This window comes from Curtobacterium sp. MCLR17_043, from assembly GCF_003224215.1.
GTDB lineage: Bacteria > Actinomycetota > Actinomycetes > Actinomycetales > Microbacteriaceae > Curtobacterium > Curtobacterium flaccumfaciens.
The window spans coordinates 73,093-90,046 of the sequence record NZ_QKLH01000011.1; the positions used below are offsets into that span (position 1 = coordinate 73,093).

Annotated in this window: 15 protein-coding genes; 9 read left to right on the forward strand and 6 right to left on the reverse strand. The window is 68.9% G+C overall.

What is annotated here, in order from left to right:
• Positions 1 to 127 precede the first annotated feature (127 nt).
• Positions 128 to 1,222, forward strand: a complete 1,095-nt coding sequence (locus tag DEJ03_RS11940) for a helix-turn-helix domain-containing protein (protein ID WP_146237711.1) — start codon at positions 128 to 130, stop codon at positions 1,220 to 1,222.
• 33 nt (positions 1,223 to 1,255) lie between these two features.
• Here the strand turns inward: DEJ03_RS11940 and DEJ03_RS11945 are convergent, their stop codons facing one another.
• Entirely contained in the window at positions 1,256 to 2,329 is a 1,074-nt protein-coding gene (locus DEJ03_RS11945) for an ABC transporter permease (RefSeq protein ID WP_146237712.1), read from the reverse strand.
• Positions 2,330 to 2,460: 131 nt separating this feature from the next.
• Here DEJ03_RS11945 and DEJ03_RS11950 point away from each other — a divergent pair, with 131 nt between their 5' ends.
• Complete coding sequence (locus DEJ03_RS11950) at positions 2,461 to 3,069, forward strand: TetR family transcriptional regulator (protein WP_110864759.1); 609 nt, start codon at positions 2,461 to 2,463, stop codon at positions 3,067 to 3,069.
• A gap of 19 nt (positions 3,070 to 3,088) precedes the next feature.
• Here the strand turns inward: DEJ03_RS11950 and DEJ03_RS11955 are convergent, their stop codons facing one another.
• Positions 3,089 to 3,730: a TetR/AcrR family transcriptional regulator gene (locus tag DEJ03_RS11955; protein ID WP_110864760.1), complete on the reverse strand. Its 642-nt coding sequence runs from the start codon at positions 3,728 to 3,730 to the stop codon at positions 3,089 to 3,091.
• A gap of 97 nt (positions 3,731 to 3,827) precedes the next feature.
• Here DEJ03_RS11955 and DEJ03_RS11960 point away from each other — a divergent pair, with 97 nt between their 5' ends.
• The 6 genes from DEJ03_RS11960 to DEJ03_RS11985 are packed head-to-tail and all read left to right on the forward strand — an operon-like array spanning position 3,828 to position 8,455.
• Positions 3,828 to 4,760 (forward strand): NADP-dependent oxidoreductase, encoded by a 933-nt coding sequence (locus tag DEJ03_RS11960; RefSeq protein WP_110864761.1) that lies wholly within the window; start codon positions 3,828 to 3,830, stop codon positions 4,758 to 4,760.
• 56 nt (positions 4,761 to 4,816) lie between these two features.
• Positions 4,817 to 5,854, forward strand: coding sequence for an LLM class flavin-dependent oxidoreductase (locus tag DEJ03_RS11965; protein ID WP_110864762.1), 1,038 nt, complete (start codon positions 4,817 to 4,819; stop codon positions 5,852 to 5,854).
• The gene (locus tag DEJ03_RS11970) at positions 5,851 to 6,495 is read left to right on the forward strand and encodes an NAD(P)-dependent oxidoreductase (RefSeq protein ID WP_110864763.1); all 645 of its coding nucleotides are present in this window, start codon (positions 5,851 to 5,853) and stop codon (positions 6,493 to 6,495) included. Before DEJ03_RS11965 ends, DEJ03_RS11970 begins: the two co-directional genes overlap by 4 nt.
• 31 nt (positions 6,496 to 6,526) lie before the next feature.
• On the forward strand, positions 6,527 to 6,889 hold the full coding sequence (locus tag DEJ03_RS11975; protein ID WP_110864764.1) for a DoxX family protein: 363 nt from the start codon (positions 6,527 to 6,529) through the stop codon (positions 6,887 to 6,889).
• Between the two features lie 13 nt (positions 6,890 to 6,902).
• Complete coding sequence (locus DEJ03_RS11980) at positions 6,903 to 7,568, forward strand: NADPH-dependent F420 reductase (RefSeq protein WP_110864765.1); 666 nt, start codon at positions 6,903 to 6,905, stop codon at positions 7,566 to 7,568.
• Positions 7,569 to 7,600: 32 nt separating this feature from the next.
• Positions 7,601 to 8,455, forward strand: coding sequence for an SDR family oxidoreductase (locus tag DEJ03_RS11985; protein WP_110864766.1), 855 nt, complete (start codon positions 7,601 to 7,603; stop codon positions 8,453 to 8,455).
• 499 nt (positions 8,456 to 8,954) lie between these two features.
• On the opposite strand, the gene DEJ03_RS11990 is transcribed toward DEJ03_RS11985, so the two are convergent.
• The 3 genes from DEJ03_RS11990 to DEJ03_RS12000 are packed head-to-tail and all read right to left on the reverse strand — an operon-like array spanning position 8,955 to position 11,799.
• Entirely contained in the window at positions 8,955 to 9,617 is a 663-nt protein-coding gene (locus DEJ03_RS11990) for an ABC transporter ATP-binding protein (protein ID WP_110864767.1), read from the reverse strand.
• A complete protein-coding gene (locus DEJ03_RS11995) occupies positions 9,614 to 10,906 on the reverse strand; it encodes a hypothetical protein (RefSeq protein WP_110864768.1) in 1,293 nt (430 codons plus the stop codon). Before DEJ03_RS11995 ends, DEJ03_RS11990 begins: the two co-directional genes overlap by 4 nt.
• The gene (locus DEJ03_RS12000; protein ID WP_110864769.1) at positions 10,894 to 11,799 is read right to left on the reverse strand and encodes a hypothetical protein; all 906 of its coding nucleotides are present in this window, start codon (positions 11,797 to 11,799) and stop codon (positions 10,894 to 10,896) included. Before DEJ03_RS12000 ends, DEJ03_RS11995 begins: the two co-directional genes overlap by 13 nt.
• A 162-nt stretch (positions 11,800 to 11,961) precedes the next feature.
• On the opposite strand from DEJ03_RS12000, the gene DEJ03_RS12005 reads away from it, so the two are divergent.
• Positions 11,962 to 12,807 carry a helix-turn-helix domain-containing protein gene (locus DEJ03_RS12005; RefSeq protein ID WP_110864770.1) on the forward strand — a complete coding sequence of 282 codons (846 nt, stop codon included), beginning with the start codon at positions 11,962 to 11,964 and terminating at the stop codon, positions 12,805 to 12,807.
• Between the two features lie 256 nt (positions 12,808 to 13,063).
• Here DEJ03_RS12005 and DEJ03_RS12010 read toward each other — a convergent pair whose 3' ends face one another.
• On the reverse strand, positions 13,064 to 16,921 hold the full coding sequence (locus tag DEJ03_RS12010; protein ID WP_220034135.1) for a TIM-barrel domain-containing protein: 3,858 nt from the start codon (positions 16,919 to 16,921) through the stop codon (positions 13,064 to 13,066).
• Positions 16,922 to 16,954 lie beyond the last annotated feature (33 nt).

Genomic DNA, 16,954 nt, shown 5'->3' on the forward strand with positions numbered 1-16,954 from the left:
ACACGACGACAGAAGCCCACCGAAGATCTCGGTGGGTTTCTTCGTTTCAGTAGCGGTCGTGGGGTCGTACCCATAGGCTCCCCGGATTCACTTGGTCGACGCAACACCTTCTCCGGAGGTGTTCCTCGTGTACCTGTCGCTGTCGTCGCCGCAAGCTGTCCGGTTCCTCGCCTTGCTTCGGGAGGGACGGGGTCTCAAACCCTCCGCCCGAAGCGCTGGCATCGGCAAAGAGACCGGTTACCGGTTCCTGCGCGAGCGATATTTCCAGCTCCGCCGTTGCGGTCGTGATCCCGCGGCAGCGTTGAACACGGTCGGCGTGACGAGCAGCCGCGCAGCGTCCTGGGAAGCGCTCGTGAACCGCGACGGCCGGCACCACTTGCGCGTCGAGCTGGGTGTCGAGGACCGGTTCTGGTCGGCGTTCAACGCAGGCGCGTCCGTCGAAGCTGCTGCGGTCGGAGCCGGGCTGGGCCTCGCGACCGGCTACCGGCTCCTGCGACGTCGATTCGACGAGCTCCGATCGGCTGGAAGTGCCGTCTCATCTGTCGCCGGCACGCTCCGGATGAGCGGGAGACGCGCTGACCTGCTCGAACGGGAACGGCAGAGCAGCCTCCGCCGTGACCAGAACGCCGCCGCGGCGGCGCTGCGGAAGGCGCTGGCAGCTTCGGCTCACGTGGCTGACCTCGCGCTGACGCCGACGCGGCGAGGCTGGAAGGTCCGTGACGTCGAGGATGAGTACTGGAAGCTGATGCGTCAGGGCATGAGCAACACCGACGCCTGCAAACTGCTCGGCATGTCTCGACGCTCCGGCACCCTGATCCGCAAACGAGCCGGCTACCGCATCCCATCGCCCACGCCGACCGCACCGGCAGCGGTCGGTCGCTACCTCGAGCTGCGGGAGCGGCTCCAAATCGCGGACCTGCACCGACTCGGCCTCTCGATCCGCCAGATCAGCGTCCGTCTCGGCCGGCACCCGTCGACGATCAGTCGCGAGCTTCGACGGCACCGCACCGGAACAGGGGACTACCTGCCGCATCTTGCTGACGATGACGCCAAGCGCCAGCGCGCCCGTCCGAAACCACACCGTCTCGTCGCCGATCTTGCCCTCCGGCGTCTGGTGCAGCGGAAGTGTCGGTGTTTTCGCCGCGATACTTGTCGTGACTTCCGCTGGGTGACGCTGAAGGCCCCGGTAGCGAAGGGGGACGCTACCGGGGCGGTCGTGTAGTCGACGCGTCGGCGAGACGCGGGCAATCAGGGGTTAGACAGTGAGCGGATCGGGGGCGTGTTCGACGCGTGCTACGTGCTCGCCGTGGTGGCGACGGCTTCGGCGGGCGTGTACGAACGCGCCGGTGCCCATGAGGGCAAGGCCGAACGCGGTCCATCCGCCGAGGATGAGCCACTGCAGAGTGGAGTTGACCTCGGGGAAGTAGGAGATGTCACGGATGAGTCGAGTGCCCGCTCCCGGGGGGAACCACTGTCCGATCGTTCCCCACGGTGCAGGAAGGAATGAGGTGGGGGTAGCAGCCGAGGAGATCGGGTTTGCGAACAGCAGGAAGAGCACCGGGCCGGTGCTCACCCCGATCCGACCGATGAGCGTCGAGGCTCCGAGGATGGTGCCGGCGATGGAGCTGAGCGCCAACGCGAACGCTGCGGCGTTCTCGAGGTACGGGCCCTGGAGGATCCCGAACCAGCCCTGCAGGATGCCGGGGATCGCGAGTCCGCCGGCGATGGCGTAGACGATGAGGCCGGTGAGGCGGCGGAGTGTGCCGTGGACGAGGAAGACGAGGAAGATCCCGCCAAGCATCCCGCCCATCACCAGCGGGAAGGCGGCAGCGACGAGGCCGCCGCCTGAAGTGTCGTCGTCTGAAAGCGGCACGACGTCAGTAACTTTCACCGCCGGCGTGAGCGCGGTGGTTCCTGCTGCTTGCGCGGCGGCTGCGGCGGTCTGCTGCTGGAGCTTCGCGGCAACGGTGTTCATCACCTGCGCGACGGCGGGGCTGGCCGCCGGGGCGGTCAGCACCTCAGGGGCACCGGAAGCGGAGAGGATCACGGCGCCGTAGACGTCGCGGTGCTTGATCAGGTGGACGGCATCAGAGCGGCCGTCCGCACGCTGGATGTTGAAGGTGTCATTGCCCTTCGTCAGGGCCGCGGAGACCTGGCTGGTCTGCGCGGAGGGCCCCGCGATCGCGATCGGGATGTCTCGTGCCTCGGTCGTGCGGGTCGGCCAGGTGAACGCGATGACGACGAGGGAGACGAGCGCGGCGACGAGCACTCCCATCGTGATGACGCGGCGCCACGGCGTCGGTTGCGGAAGTGGAGCGGGGGTGCTCATGCGGAGCTCTTTCTGCGAGGGGGACGTGCCCTGGCAGCGGCGGCAGGGGTGGACCGGATGCGAGCGTAGACACTTCTCAACAATAAAGCAACGCCCGTTGATATCTAGGCCCGTCGATCTAGACTTGCCACATGTCCGGTTCCGCAGCAGCTTCGCCATCCCGTCCGCGGGGGCGGCGGCCGGGTGACAGCGGATCCAGGAAGGCCGTCCTCGATGCCGCCCGTGTCCGATTCGCCGCTGACGGCTACGCAGCCGCGTCGATTCGGAAGATTGCTGCAGATGCCGGCGTCGATGCAGCCCTGGTGATGCGGTTCTACGGATCGAAAGATGACCTGTTCGCTGCAGCGATGGTGATCCCGCCGGAGACGGCGCAGGTGTTGAGCGGCGCACTGGATGGGCCGGTCGAGCAGATCGGTGAGCGTCTAGTTCGGGCGTTTCTCGGCCTCTGGACCGACGATGATGCGGCGGCGCCGTTGCTGGCGACGTTCCGGTCGGCGGTGACGAACGAGCAGGCAGCGGTGCAGCTGCGAGGGTTCATTCGGGCGCGACTGCTCGAGGTCTTCGTGCCTCGCTTCCCCGACGTCGAGGACGCTCCGTTACGCGCGACGCTGGTGTCATCGACGCTGTTGGGCGTGGTCGTCGGCCGACAGATCGTCGGCATCGATGCCTTGGTCGATGCGGAGTTCGAGGAGATCGTGGCGATCCTGGCGCCGTTGGTGCAGCAGATCCTCGTGCCCTGACCGGCGGGCGCTGGTGGGATCAGGCTCCGCGCGCGGCGCGTGAGCCAGCACGCAGCCACGTTTCAGATGGCGGCTCGAGCGGTCCGCCATCGACACGGAACGACTGGAGCATGTACTCGGCGAATCGCTTCCACGCCATCGGCGCTGACCGCTGGGTGCCGCGGATGAGTCCGGCGGTGGCGTGCTGCAGCATGAACAGGTCTGATTCGTCGAAGTCCCTTCGGACGGCGCCGGCGTCCTGAGCGCGTTGGACGAGGAGCTGCGTCGCGGAGAGTGCGCGCTTCGTCTCAGCCCGGAACAGTTCCGACCCGAGCCCCGGGGACAGGATCACGTCACTGAAGGCGAGATCCTCCGCCTGCTGCCCGGTGATGAACAGCACGTACCCGGCGAACGCCTCCCACGGCTCCGTCTGTGCACGCTCGGCAGCAGCCTCGGCTTCGTCGGCGAAGCGCCGCATCTTCTCCTCGAACACCACGCTCACGAGCGCCTCGATACTCGGGAAGCGACGGTAGATGGTGCCGACACCGACACCCGCCTGCTCGGCGATGTGTTCCAGCGTGACAGCCGTTCCCTCTGCCGCGAAGACGCTCCCAGCCGCGCAGATGATGGCCTGCCGGTTGCGCTCGGCATCGGCCCGAAGCGGGCGGGCTGTGGTGTCCATGTGCTCATCCTAGCGTTTGTGGAATAGATCCTCCAGTTACGCTATTGTCGCTAACTGGAGCGATCGCTCCATTCACACGTTGCAGAGAGAAGCAGTCATGAAGGTCGTCGCGTTCAGCGAGTTCGGTGCCGCCCCCGAGGTCACCGACATCGAGGTGCCCCAGCCCGCCGCTGGCGAGGTCCGGGTCAAGGTTCACGCAGCATCGGTCAACGGGTTCGACCTGTCGGTCGCCAGTGGCCGACTCGAGGGCATGATGGAGCACCGCTTCCCCGTCGTCCTCGGCAAGGACTTCGCCGGCGTCATCGACGCTGTTGGTGAGGGAGCCGAGAACTTCGCCGTCGGTGACCGTGTCTTCGGCGTCGTCACGAAGGACTTCCTCGGCGATGGTTCCTTCGCGGAGTACGTCACCGTCCCGGTCGCTGTCGGCATCGCGAAGCTGCCGGAGAGCATCGACTTCACCGAAGCCGCGGGTCTCGGCCTCGCCGGCACCGCCGCCGTCGACGCGTTCGACGCTGCTGCGATCCAGCAGGGTGAAACGGTCCTCATCGCGGGCGCCACCGGTGGCGTCGGCCAGCAGGCCGTGCAGCTCGCCGTCAAGGCTGGCGCGGTGGTCATCGCGACCGCGTCCTCCGACGAGGAGAAGGCCCTCGTCACCGGTCTCGGCGCCGCGCACACGGTCGACTACGAGGGCGACGTCACCGAGCAGGTCAAGGCCATCGCCGCCGACGGTGTCGACGTGGTTCTGAACTTCGCCGGTGACCCCGCCGCCGCGGTGCAGTCGGTCAAGGCTGGCGGTCGGTTCGTCTCGACGCTGATCATGTCCGCCGACCAGGTGCAGGCCGACGGCGTGCAGGTCTTCCCGATCTACGCGACCCCCTCGGAGGCGACCCTCGAGCGTCTGGCGAAGAACCAGGCCGAGCAGCACACCACGGTCACGGTGCAGCAGGTCTTCGACCTCCACCAGACGAGCGATGCGTTCGCCGCGTTCGGCGCCGGCACGCTCGGCAAGCTCGTCGTCACCATCAACTAGCCCCACCACCGCGGGGGCCGGCCACCGGCCCCCGCACCCCGCACAAGGAGTGCCCCATGGAACTCGGTGTGTTCTCCCTCACCGACATCAGCCCGGACAGCGACGACACCGCCGCCAGCCGGATCGACGACATCATCAGCTACGGCGTCCTCGCCGAACAGCACGGCCTCGACGTCTACGGCATCGGTGAGCACCACACCCGCGCCTTCGCGGTCTCCTCACCCGCCGTGGTCCACGCCGCCATCGCCCGCGCGACCAGCCGCATCAAGCTGACGACGACCGCGACGATCCTCACCGTCCTCGACCCGGTCCGGGCGTACCAGGACTTCGCAACGCTCGACCTGATCAGCCACGGACGCGCCGAGATCGGCGCCGGCCGGAGCGCGTTCGCCGAACCGTTCGCCCTGTTCGGTGAGGACATCGCCGAGTACGACGCGATCTTCGCCGAGAAACTCGACCTGCTCCTCCGCCTCCGCGACGAGAAACGGGTCACCTGGAACGGCTCGTACCGCCCGTCGCTTGTCAACGCCGAAGCAAACCCGCAGCCCACCGGGCAGCTGCCGATCTGGGTTGCCGTCGGCGGAACCCCCTCCAGCGCGGTTCGCGCCGGGAGGCTCGGCCTGCCGATGGCGCTCGGCCTGATCGGCGGCACCCTCGACCACGCCAAGCGCCTCATCGACGTGTACCGGAACGCCGGACGTGACGCCGGCCACTCGGACGAGGCGCTCAGGGTCGGCATCACCAGTCACTTCTACGTCGGCGAGACCCGCGACAAGGCCCTCGGCGACTTCTTCCCCTACTACCACCGGTACCTCTCGCCCGAGACGAACGGCGGGCGCGGCTTCTACGTCGACCGCGACCAGATGCTGCACCTCGCCGCCCGCCGAGGCGCCCTCTTCGTCGGCGGCCCACAGGAGATCGCCGAGAAGGTCCTCGACCTCCACGGTGAGCTCGGCGTCGACCGATTCCTCGGACAGGTCGACCTCGGCGGCATGCCGCAGCAGATGATCCGCGACTCCATCACCCGGTTCGGCGACGTCGTCGCCCCCGCCATCCACTCCATCGTCCCTACGCACCAGAAAGTCTCCGCATGAGCACCGTCACCGTGTTCGGCGCCACCGGCGCCATCGGCTCCCTCACCGTCGACAACCTCCTCGAGGCGGGCCACGAGGTCATCGCCTACGTCCGCAACCCGAGCAAGCTGCCGTCCCGGTGGGATGAACGCGTCCGCGTCATCGTCGGCGAGATGTCCGACGCCGACAAGATCGACGAAGCCGTTGCCGCCGGCGAGGTCGTCGTCAGCGCCCTCGGCCCCTCGATGGATCGCAAGGCAACAGGACTGCCCCTCGTCGACGGCACCGCGCACATCGTCCTCGCGATGCGCCGCCACGGCGTGACGCGGTACATCGGTCACGGCACACCGAGCATCCTCGATGCCCGCGACAAGCCGACCATGCTCACCCGCACCGTCGGGTTCATGGGCCGCACCTTCCTTCCCCGCGCATACCGGGAGCTGATCGGGATGACCGAGCACATTCGGTCCGCGGGGATCGACTACACGATCGTTCGGTTCTCCGCCCCGAACGACAAGCCCGCCTCCGGGAAGATCCGCGCTGGGTTCTTCGGGACCGACAAGATCGGCATGGCCATCACCCGCGGCGACATCGCCGCGTTCACCGCCGCGCAGGTCGACGACGCCAGCTACGTCCGCGCTGCCCCCGCGATCAGCAACTGACCCACCCAACGAACGAGAACCCACCTCCATCATGGACATCGCACTCTGGATCGTCTCCGGCTTCCTCGCCGTCGCCTACATCGCCGCCGGCGGCATGAAGGCCCTCCGCCCCAAAGAGCAGCTGACGAACCTGCCCTGGACGCAGGAGTACGGCGCCGGCACCGTCAAGTTCATCGGCATCGCCGAGATCCTCGGCAGTCTCGGCTTGATCCTGCCTTGGCTGACCGGTATCGCTCCGGTCCTCACGCCGATCGCCGGGACCGGCCTGGTCATCGTGCAGATCCTCGCGATGGTGCACCACCTCCGCCACAACGAAGCCAAGTCCCTGCCGATCAACATCGTCCTGCTCCTGCTGGCGCTGTTCGTCGCCGTGTTCCGCTTCGCCGCGCTCTGACAGCGGAGCATCCATGACCACATCAGCCGCGCACGCGCCGAGCAGCATCGGCATCATCGGGGCCGGGAAGTCCGGCACCGCCATCGCCCGCCTCGCCCTCACCGCCGGCTACCGGGTACAGATCGCGTCGTCCGGAACCATCGAGGACACCGAACTGATGATGCAGTACGTGGCACCCGGCGTCGTCGTCACCGACGTCGAGCACGTCACCGCGGGCATCGATTTCGTCATCATCGCCGTGCCGCTGCGCCGCTTCCGGGACCTAGACCCGGAACTCTTCGCCGGCCATACCGTCGTGGACGTCATGAACTACTGGCCGCCAATCGACGGCGTCCTCCCCGAGTTCGAGGACACCGACCGGCCCTCCAGCGTCGTGATCCAGCGCGCACTGCCGACGGCGACGGTGGTGAAGACGTTCAACCACCTCGGCTACCACCAGATGGAAGACCTCGCCAAGCCCTCCGAGACGGCAGGGCACATCGCCCTCGCTGTCGCCGGGAACGACGAACCTGCTGTCGCGACGGTAATGCGATTCGTCGACGCCGTCGGCTTCGACCCCGTCGACGCCGGGCGCCTCGAGGACAGCGCGCCACTCCAGCCTGAGACTCCGGTCTTCGGCGCCGCGCTGGACCGGAACACCTTGGCGGCCCTCCTCGCGTCGCGCACGCAAGCAGCCTGACCTCTCTTCCGCTCCAACGAAAGGAACCAACCATGACCATCGCAATCTTCGGCGCCACCGGCAAGCTCGGCGGCGACGTCCTCCACTTCCTCACCGAACGCGACATCCCCGCCGGCGACGTTCTCGCCCTCGGCCGGAACGCCGACCGCCTCGCCGAACTCGAAGGCCAGGGCTTCCGGACGGCTCAGATCGACCTCGACCAGCCAGAGGGCCTCGCCGACACGCTGCAGGGCGTCGAGACCGTCCTGCTGATCTCCACCGGTGACCCCGGGCAGCGTCTGCCCCAGCACAAGAACGCCGTCGATGCCGCCAAGGCAGCGGGCGTCAAGCACCTCGTCTACACGTCCGCGCTCGAGGCGCCGACGACGATCCTGATCATCGCCGACGAGCACAAGGCGACCGAGGAGTACATCAGCGCCTCCGGCATCCCGGCGACGTTCCTCCGCATGGGCTGGTACACGGAGAACCACGTCCAGGACTTCGAAGCCGCCCGCAGCCGCGGCGACATCGCGAACAGCATCGGGGACGGCCGCATCTCCAGCGCCACCCGCCGCGACCTCGCTGAGGGCGCCGCTGTCGTGCTCAGCACCGAGGGGCACGAGGGGAAGGCGTACGAGTTCTCCGGCGACGTCGCTTGGAACTACACCGAGTTCGCCGCGGCTGCAGCTGACGTCCTCGGAACGCCGGTGCGGTACGACGCGCTGACATCCGAGCAGGAGCGTGAACAGCTGCTCGCCGCTGGCCTCGACGAGGGCACCGCCGGGTTCATCACCCTCCTCAACGCGAACATGCGCGACGGGGCAATGGCCGCAACCACCGGCGACCTATCTCGGCTCATCGGCCACCCGACCGAGCCCCTCGCCACCACCCTCGCCACCTGGCGCTGACACCGCTCAAGCGGTCGCGCGAAGTCCGGCCCATCGCCGCCTTCGCTCGACCGCTCCCAGCGCTTATGCCAGGGCGGCGTTCCGTGCCACACTGGCCCTGCGTTCATAGTGCGCGCCTATAACCGGTCTTAGGGTCGGTTTTTTGTGCCCGGATGTCATGTCGCCTCGCGCGCGCTTTCTGGTTTCGCCCGTGACGCCCGACACCTTCGGGCTCACGACCTTCTTCCACGGAGGCCCTAGTCCTCGGACGTGCACGGTGCATGACCCCGAGAGCCAGCCATTCTGCTGGCGGATCGAACGGTGGAGGTCCCATGACCCTGTCGATTGACATCCCCGCTGCCGCTGGCTACGCGGTCGGATTCGCTCTCGCGATGAACTCATTGCGATCGCGATCCGGCAGGTGTGGCCGTCGGCTGGTGGGGCCCACCTCCAGGCTCGGCCGTCGCCCCGCTGGCGCGGTGCGCCGGTACCGGCTGATAGGGCCCACCTCCAGGCTCCATCACGTGCCGCGCGCTATGAGTCGCTCATGGTGGAGCTGGAGTTGCCGTCCGCACCGCTGTGCAACGCGCTCACTGTGGGTGACGATGACGAACTTGCTCCCTGCTTGCTGCAGCCGGTCGAAAAGGGCGAGCACTTCGTCTTCGGTCGTCTCGTCCAGTGCGCCGGTGGGTTCATCGGCGAGGACGACGGCAGGGCGCTTCGCGATGGCTCGAGCGATTGCGACGCGCTGCGCTTCTCCTCCTGACAGTCGCCGGGGGCGCTTGGCGGCAAGGTGACTGATGCCCACCGCCTCGAGAGCCTCATGTGCTCGGTCAGCGGAGTCAGCGCGAGCAGGAACTCCGAGCCGGACGTTGTCGAGCACGCTGCGGTCGCCGAGGAGGCTGTGGTCCTGGGTGACGACGCCGATGTGTCGGAGTCGGTGCGCCGCCATCCGGTGAGCGGTGCGCTCGAGCACGTGCCCGTCGTGCTCGTAGGTCCCGCCGAAGTCGGTGTCGAGGCCGGCGAGGATCCGGAGCAGCGTGCTCTTGCCGGATCCGCTGCGCCCGGTGATCGCTACCGAGCGATCGTCCTCGCGAAGGTCGAAGTCGAGTCGGTTGAACAGTGCTCGGGTCGATCCGTCCGGCTCGGTGATGGTCTTGGAGACGTCGCGCAGCACGATCATCGTGGGGTACCTTTTCGCGGTTGAGTGGTCAGTTCGATGCGGACGGCTCGTCGGCCGAGTGCGCCGTCCGCCACACACCAGAGGAGCAGGGCGGTGCCGGCTCCGAGTCGTGCCATCGCACTGTCGTTGGGGAGCAGCGCGCTGGACGTGAGGAACAGCCCGAGCGCGGCGGTGTACTCGATCAGGCGGCTTGCACGGAACAGTCGGTTCGTGGCATCCGGGCTCCTCCCGAGGAGATGGTGGACGCGCGCCACTGGCGCTCGACGGTGATGCAGGAGCCGGCGGAGGAACGCCGTGATGATGCCCACGCCCGCGGTGAGGACGACGAGCAGCGCGGTGACGAGCACCAGGTTGTCCTGGATGAGTTGGCGAACGAGGGAGAGCTGCACGAGGTAGGTCGGAACTCCGAGCAACGTGTACGACCGGAAGCCGGTGTCGTCCCCGATCGCGTCGAGACGCGCGACGACGCCTCCGAAATCGAGGCTGCGGTCCACGGCGAGGTCGGCGTTGAGCACCTGGAACACCAGGCGTCCGAACAGCTCGGGATCCAGCCGGTCCAGTGCTGCTCGGTCGAGTCCGGCGAGTGTCGGCGGGTAGGGCACGAGGACGGTGTCATCGAGGTAGTGGTTGGCTTCACCGCGGAAGTACAGGGCACTGTCCGGTTCGAGGAACCCGACGACCTCGAGCTCCTGCACCTGCAGGATGACCGCTCCGGTGAGTCGCTCTCCGAGCTCGTACACGCCGCGGTACTCGTTGCCGAGCAGCACCGGGATCCGACCGGATCCCCAGTCGACGCCGTCCCACTCGATGGGCTTGCCGTCCTGCACGGAGAGCCCGGCGAACTCGTACGCGGTCTCGTTGAGCTGGATGGACTTGATGTCCTGAACGGTCCTGCCGGACTCGTCCTGGTACTTCCCCTTGAGCGTGTACTCGGTGCCGTACCCGACGTCGAAGCGGTCGTCGCCGCGGAAGTCCTGGACGGTGACGGGCTGGTCGTACGAGGAGATGCAGTCGAATCCGGGATCGTCGTCGATGCGGTCGACGAACGAGGCGACTCCGTCGAGGGCGTGCTGGTCTCGCCGGATCGCTTCGAAAGCCTCCGGGCCGAGATCGTCGATCACGGTGTAGAGGTCGACGTCGGCATCAGTGGACAGGCCCTGGGCCACTGCCTGCGAGGTGGACTGGGTGAACGACGCCACGTTGTACCAACAGAGTGCGAGCAGCACGAGCAGGACGATCTTGGCGACGATGATCGCCCAGTTGGACCGGAGGTCGTTCAGCAGTTCCATCGACGGCTTCCTTGCCAGAACGAAGCGACGGACGCGGCAAGCACGACGGTTCCGACCGCGACGACTGCGGCGGTGACGTCGAGGTCGAGGATGGTGGTCTGCCTGACGACTGCTGCGCCCGCGAGGGCGGTCGTACAGGCGGCGGTGCCGATCACAGCGACTCTGGCGGCCGCGCTGCGCAGGGTGTTCAGCGGTCGGATCCCGGTGGTGAAGCGGACGGCGGCGGTGCGGAGTTCCCATCGTCCAGCCTGAAAACCTGCGACCACGGCGATGAGCACGACGACGAGCGCGCCGAGCGCGACCAGGACCGGTGACACGGCGTCGACGTTCGTCCTGCGGTTCGTGCTGTCGTCGATTACCTCGACGCTTCGGCCGGGGAACTGTGCGCCGTAGTGGCGGACACTGCTCGGGCCGTCCAGGAGTAGCCGTTGCGGTGACGCCGAGAACCGCGACGGATCAGCGAGGACCACATCGTCGGACAGCAGGCTGTCGCCCCGGACGCCGAGTCGCCCCACCACGTTGTAGGTCTTGCCACCGACCGCGATGTCGTCACCGTTGACGCTGACGTCGGCGCCGGCGAGGGCTTCGCCGGCGCGCCCGGTCAGTGCGTGCCCGTCGTGCAGTGGGACGTCTGTCCACTGTCCGGACAGGACCGCAACAGCGCGGACACCATCCTCGAGTTCCACGAACACCTTCGTCCCCGGTTCGAACGCGCTCCGAGCACGCATGAGTTCGTCGATCGTCGCGGTCACCCACGCGCTCTGGCCGGAGCGAAGATCGTTGCCCTCCGCGGCAACGACACGCCGGCGAGCGTCGAACACCCCGATCAAGACCGTCAACAGCATGGCCAGCAGGAGCAGGCCCGCGATTGCCGTGATCTGTTGCTTCGTCACGGCTTCTCCTCACTGACCGGTGTACGACCGTTAACATGTCAGACCGAGAGCTCTTTGTCGAGGAAGCGCGTCGTCAGTGGCGACCGAGCTGCGAGCGTGCGACGGAGCGGTGTCCGTCTAGGATCGGCGCATGGTCGGATCTGACGGCGAGCACGGGTCCCCTTGACGGCCAACGCCTCGCTGCTCGGCAGCTACCTCCGGGCGCGACGCGCGGCGCTCAGTCCGTCCGACGTCGGTCTTCCGGCGGACGACCGGCGCCGCGTCCAAGGCCTCCGGCGGACCGAGGTCGCGCAGCTCGCCGGCATCAGCACGGAGTACTACGTGCGGCTGGAGCAGGGCCGGGAACACGTGCCCTCGGCCCAGGTGATCGCGGCCCTGGCGCGCGCCTTGCGGCTCGATGCCGACGGGGCGGCGTACCTCAGAAGCGTGGCGGATCCGGCACCGGCTGCCACGGTGCGCGGCCGGCAGCTGAGCGGCGACGAACTCCGACGGCTCGTGCGCCGTTGGGACGGCACCCCGGTCTTCGTCGCCGATCGGAACCTCGACATCGTCGCGTCGAACGCACTGTGCGAAGCGATCGGCGGCGGCGTCCTCAGCCGTGGGCAGAACCGGATCGAGTACGTGTTCTCCGAGGCCTGCCGCTCGAAGTACCAGGCCGAGGAATGGCGTGCACGGGCCGCGCAGATCGTCGCCGTCTTCCGGCTCAGCGCCGACCCCGGCGACGACCGGATGCGCGAGGTGCTCAGGGGGTTGATGACGCGCTCCGCCGAGTTCGCGGACCTCTGGGAACGGCACGACGTGGCGATCCTGACCAACGGCACGTTCGTCCAGGACGTGCCGCCGTTCGGGCGGCTCGACTTCGAGTGGGAGCTCCTCGTCGTCCCGGGGGCGGACGGACTGACGATCACGCCACTGTTCCCCTCCTCGCCCGAGAGCGTTGCAGCGGTCGCGTTCCTCCAGGCGCAGGCACAGGCGCAGACGCAGGTGGCGCCTCCGTCGCCATCGTGACGTCGATCAGCGGCAGAACGGACGCGGCGCACGCGAGCGAGCGGGCGATGCCCGCGGTCGCCGCTGCCGCCGCATCGCGGTCCGGTGATCGGGGATCTGCAGCGCGACCACGGACGGACGGGAGGCCCGGTGCCAGCCGGCAGCGTCCCTCCAGGCACGGCCGTCACCCGCTGGCGCGGTGCGCCGGTACCGGCTGGTGGGGCCCACCTCCCGTCCGTCCGTCATCCGCCCGTGACGGGTGACCGCTCAGGCGGGCTCAGGCACGCACGCGGCGTCGCCGGCTCCGCAGCGTCCACACGACTCCACCGGCCGCGAGCAGTGCCGCCGCCAACAGCCCGAGGGGGAGCAGGTTCGCGCCCGTCCAGGCCAGTGCGCCGCCCGGCTCGCTGCCCGCATCCGCGCCGCCGTTGCCCGGCGCTGCCGCGCCCGGTGCAGCGGATCCGCTGTCACCCGGCGTCGGAGCGCCGCTGCCCGGCGTGCCCGCACCCGGCGACGTGGTCGGCGCCGGAGCAGCCGCAGCCACCACGGTGAAGGCGGCCCGAGCCAGGGCCACACCGTCGACCGATGCGGTGACGGTCACCCGACCGGACGCGGTGCCCGGCACCCGCAGGTCGGTCGAGAACGCACCACTCGCGTCGGTGTGCGCGGTGGCACCACCGATGCGTGGCGCGGTCGCCAGCGCCACGTCGGTGTCGGCCGGGAACCCGGCGCCGGTCACGGTCTGCGTGTCGCCCGCGTCCACCCGAGGCGACTCGACCCGCAGGACCGGCGTTGCCGCCGCCTTGCTGCTGAAGGCGACGACCGTCCGCTTCGTCACGGACCGTTCGGCGACCGGCACGCTGATGGTGCGGGTGTCGGCGTCGTAGGTCCAGGCGGTGTCCGCGATCACCCGGCCGTCGATGGTGACGGTGCGGGGGCGGTCGGCGTTCGTGAACGTCGCCGTCCACGAGCGGTCCTGCACCTGGCCGGCGAAGGAGCCGTTGGCGGGGGCGATGGCGAGCGAGCCGCCGGTCGCCTGCTGCGTGTAGCGGACGGCGGTGGAGGCGCTGCCCGCCGTGGCCTTCGCGGACGCGGCGGCCGTGGTCATCGCGCTCGACTTCGCGGCGCCGTTCGCAGCGCTGTCCTCGACGCTGTCCTCGCTGGCGTCTTCGTGCAGGTCGAACGAGCCGTTCGCGCCGGTCGCCACCGTCAGGGTGACGGCGTCGAGCGGTGCGGCGTCGTTCTTGACCTGCTCCGTCCGGGTGGGGACGATGCCACCGCTCTTCACGAACACCGGCATGCTGTTCAGGTCGGTCGTCACGTCGGCGGTGGTGCCTCCGGCGTACGTCTTGCCGGTGAACCAGTCCGTCCACGAGCTGCCGGCCGGGAACCAGACGGAGCGGGTTGCCGTGCCGGAATCGTCGTTCGCGGTGGTGACCGGGGCGACGAGGACGTCCGGGCCGTACAGGTACTCCGAGCCGGCCTGGGCGTAGGACTCCTGCGCCTCGGGGTACTGCAGGTAGAGCGGCTGCAGGATCGGGGTGCCCGTCTCGGTCGCCTGGGCGGCGAGCGTGTAGGTCAGGGGGACCAGCGCCTCGCGGAGGTTCAGGAACCGCTTCGCCGATGCCTCGGCAGCGGCCGGGTACTGCCACGGCAGTCGGTCGCTGTGGTTGCTGTGCAGGCGGTCGATCGGCTGGAAGGTGCCGAGCTGCACCCAGCGGGCGTAGAGGTCCTCGGGCAGCTGGGTCGTGCCCTCCTCGGCGCCCTCGATGCCGTACTGCGCACCGTTGTGGCCACCGATGTCGTGGCTGACCGAGGCCAGGCCGGTCGCTGCGGACTCACCGGGGGTGTAGCCGACCTCGGCGAGCAGCATGTCCCACGACGACGTGGTGTCGCCGGTGAAGTGCACGGTCGTGCGCTTGTCCGCCCACGGGCCGGTCGGGACTGCCTGCGGGTTGCCGTAGCCACCGGCCGTCAGCGAGCCGTACGCCCGCGAGAACGCGAGCCCCCGGCCGCCGAGTGCCTGGTCCGTGTACTTCGCGTACTGCTGGTTGATGAACGCGTCGGGGGTGACGCCGTTCGCGGAGTACTTCGAGTTCTCGCTGCAGCACCAGTCGAGCCACCACATGTCGACGCCCTTCGGCTGCAGCGAGGTGTGCAGGTCGAAGTAGGCCTTGAGCTGGTCGGGGTCGGACCAGTCGAACAGGTACCGGTCGCCGTCGCCCTTGGTGAGCTTGCCCTTCGCGGTGGTCTGGGCCTTCGCGAACTGCGGGTCCTGGCTCGAGATCGACGGGTGGATGTTGAGGGTGTTGTGGATGCCCTCGGCGTGCCAGTCGGCGAGCAGGCCGGTCATGTCCGGGATCCGGGACGGGTCGACCGACCAGCCGTTCCACTTGCTGTCGCCCTGGTTGGTGGGGCTGCCGATCTTGTAGTCGGTGTCGATCGCCATGACGTCGACGGGGACGTCCTCGTCGTCGAACTGCTTCGCGATGGCCAGGTAGTCGGCCTGCGAGCGGTCGTAGTACTCGGAGTACCAGACGCCGTACGCCCAGCGGGGGAGCAGCTTCGTCGGACCGGTCAGGACGGCGAGCTCCTGCAGGGCATGGCGGTAGTCCGAGCCGTACCCGAAGACGTAGCCGTCCTGGTAGCGCTCGCCGCCGTGGTCACCGGCGGGGGTGACGGCGTCGGTCGCCTGGTCGTACAGCGCCGAGGCGCTGTCGTCGAGGAGCGACCAGCCGTCCTGGTAGAGCAGACCCGGGTTCGTCTTCACCGATCCGTTGGCGGTGTCGAGGTCGCGTCGGTACCCGCCGAGCGGTGCATGTGCGGCGAGGACCGGCGACGCGGTGTCGACCACGGCGACGGTGTCGAAGTTCACGTTGCAGTTGTTCGCCACGGTCGGGCACCCGATCACGACGTCGTTCGTGCCGGCGCCCAGGTGCACCGGCACGGTGACGGTGTTCCAGTAGTCCCAGCCGCTCGTCTTCGGGAGCGGTGCAGTGGTGGCCTGCTGACCTGTCGGGGCCGCGGTGAGCGTCGGTGCCCCGGCGGAGCCGTTGGCGTAGCGGACCTGCAGGGCGTAGTCGCCCGCGGCCGGCACCCCGGTGACGTGGGTCGTCAGCTGCGCCCCGGCACGCTCGAACCCGGCGACGAAGCCGTCCCCGGCGAAGCCGTTGTGGTTCGTGGCGGTCGTCGCCGGAGCGGTGCGTGCCGAGTCCTCGGCCTGGCACACGGTGCCGAACGCACAGTCCTCGCCGGTCACCGTGGTCGACGGTGCCGGGTAGGTGTCGCCGGTGCCGACCAGGGCCAGGCTGTCGACGTTCACCCGGCCGGAGTCGTCCGCGGTGCGTTCGATGCGCACGCGGTGCTCGCCCGCTGTCAGGTCGAGGGTCGTGGTGGCGGTGGTCTTCCAGTCGTCCCAGTTCGCGCCGGGTGCGAGCCGGATCGTCTTCGCGGCACCGCCGTCGACGGTCACGCTGAGGGTGCGGGTGGCGACCTGGCCGTCGCCGCCCTGCGAGTTCGCGTAGCGCAGGGCGAGGTCGTACGAGTCGGCACGTTCCGCTGTGGTCGTGAAGGTCATCGCGTTGCCGACGGACTCGAAGCCCGCGGCGAACCCGGCTCCGGTGAAGCCCGCGTGGTCCGTCGCGAGGGACAGGCCGGTGAGCCCGAGCGTCTCGGCCTCGCAGAGCGACCCGATCGTGCACGAAGGGGTCGGCGTCGACACCCACGGCGTGCCGGTGACCCGCTGCCCGGAGGCCGTGGTCACGGTGGTCCGCAGGGTGTCCTGCGTGAAGGGCCCCGAGCCCTCCTTGTACCGGACGGTCATCGCGCCCGTGTCGAGGGTCAGCCAGCCGTCCCGCTCGGTCTTCGTGAACGTCGTGGGTCCGAAGTCGTCGCGGCCGATGACGTTGAAGGTGCTGCCGTCGGTGAACTGCGAGTCACCCGCGTACTCGGTGCGGATCAGGGTGGGGGAGAGCACCTCGAACCGGGCCTGGCCCGAGACGACGGTGCGGTCGGCTGCGGGGTCCGCGGCGGCCGGGATCGCGGCGATCCCGAGCATGCCGAGGGCGGTCGCAGCGACGATGCCCGACGACAGCGCACGGCGCAGCCCTCGGGATCGGAAGGAGATGGGGCGCAAGTGGGTGCTCCTCGTGGACGTCGTCGTCCATCG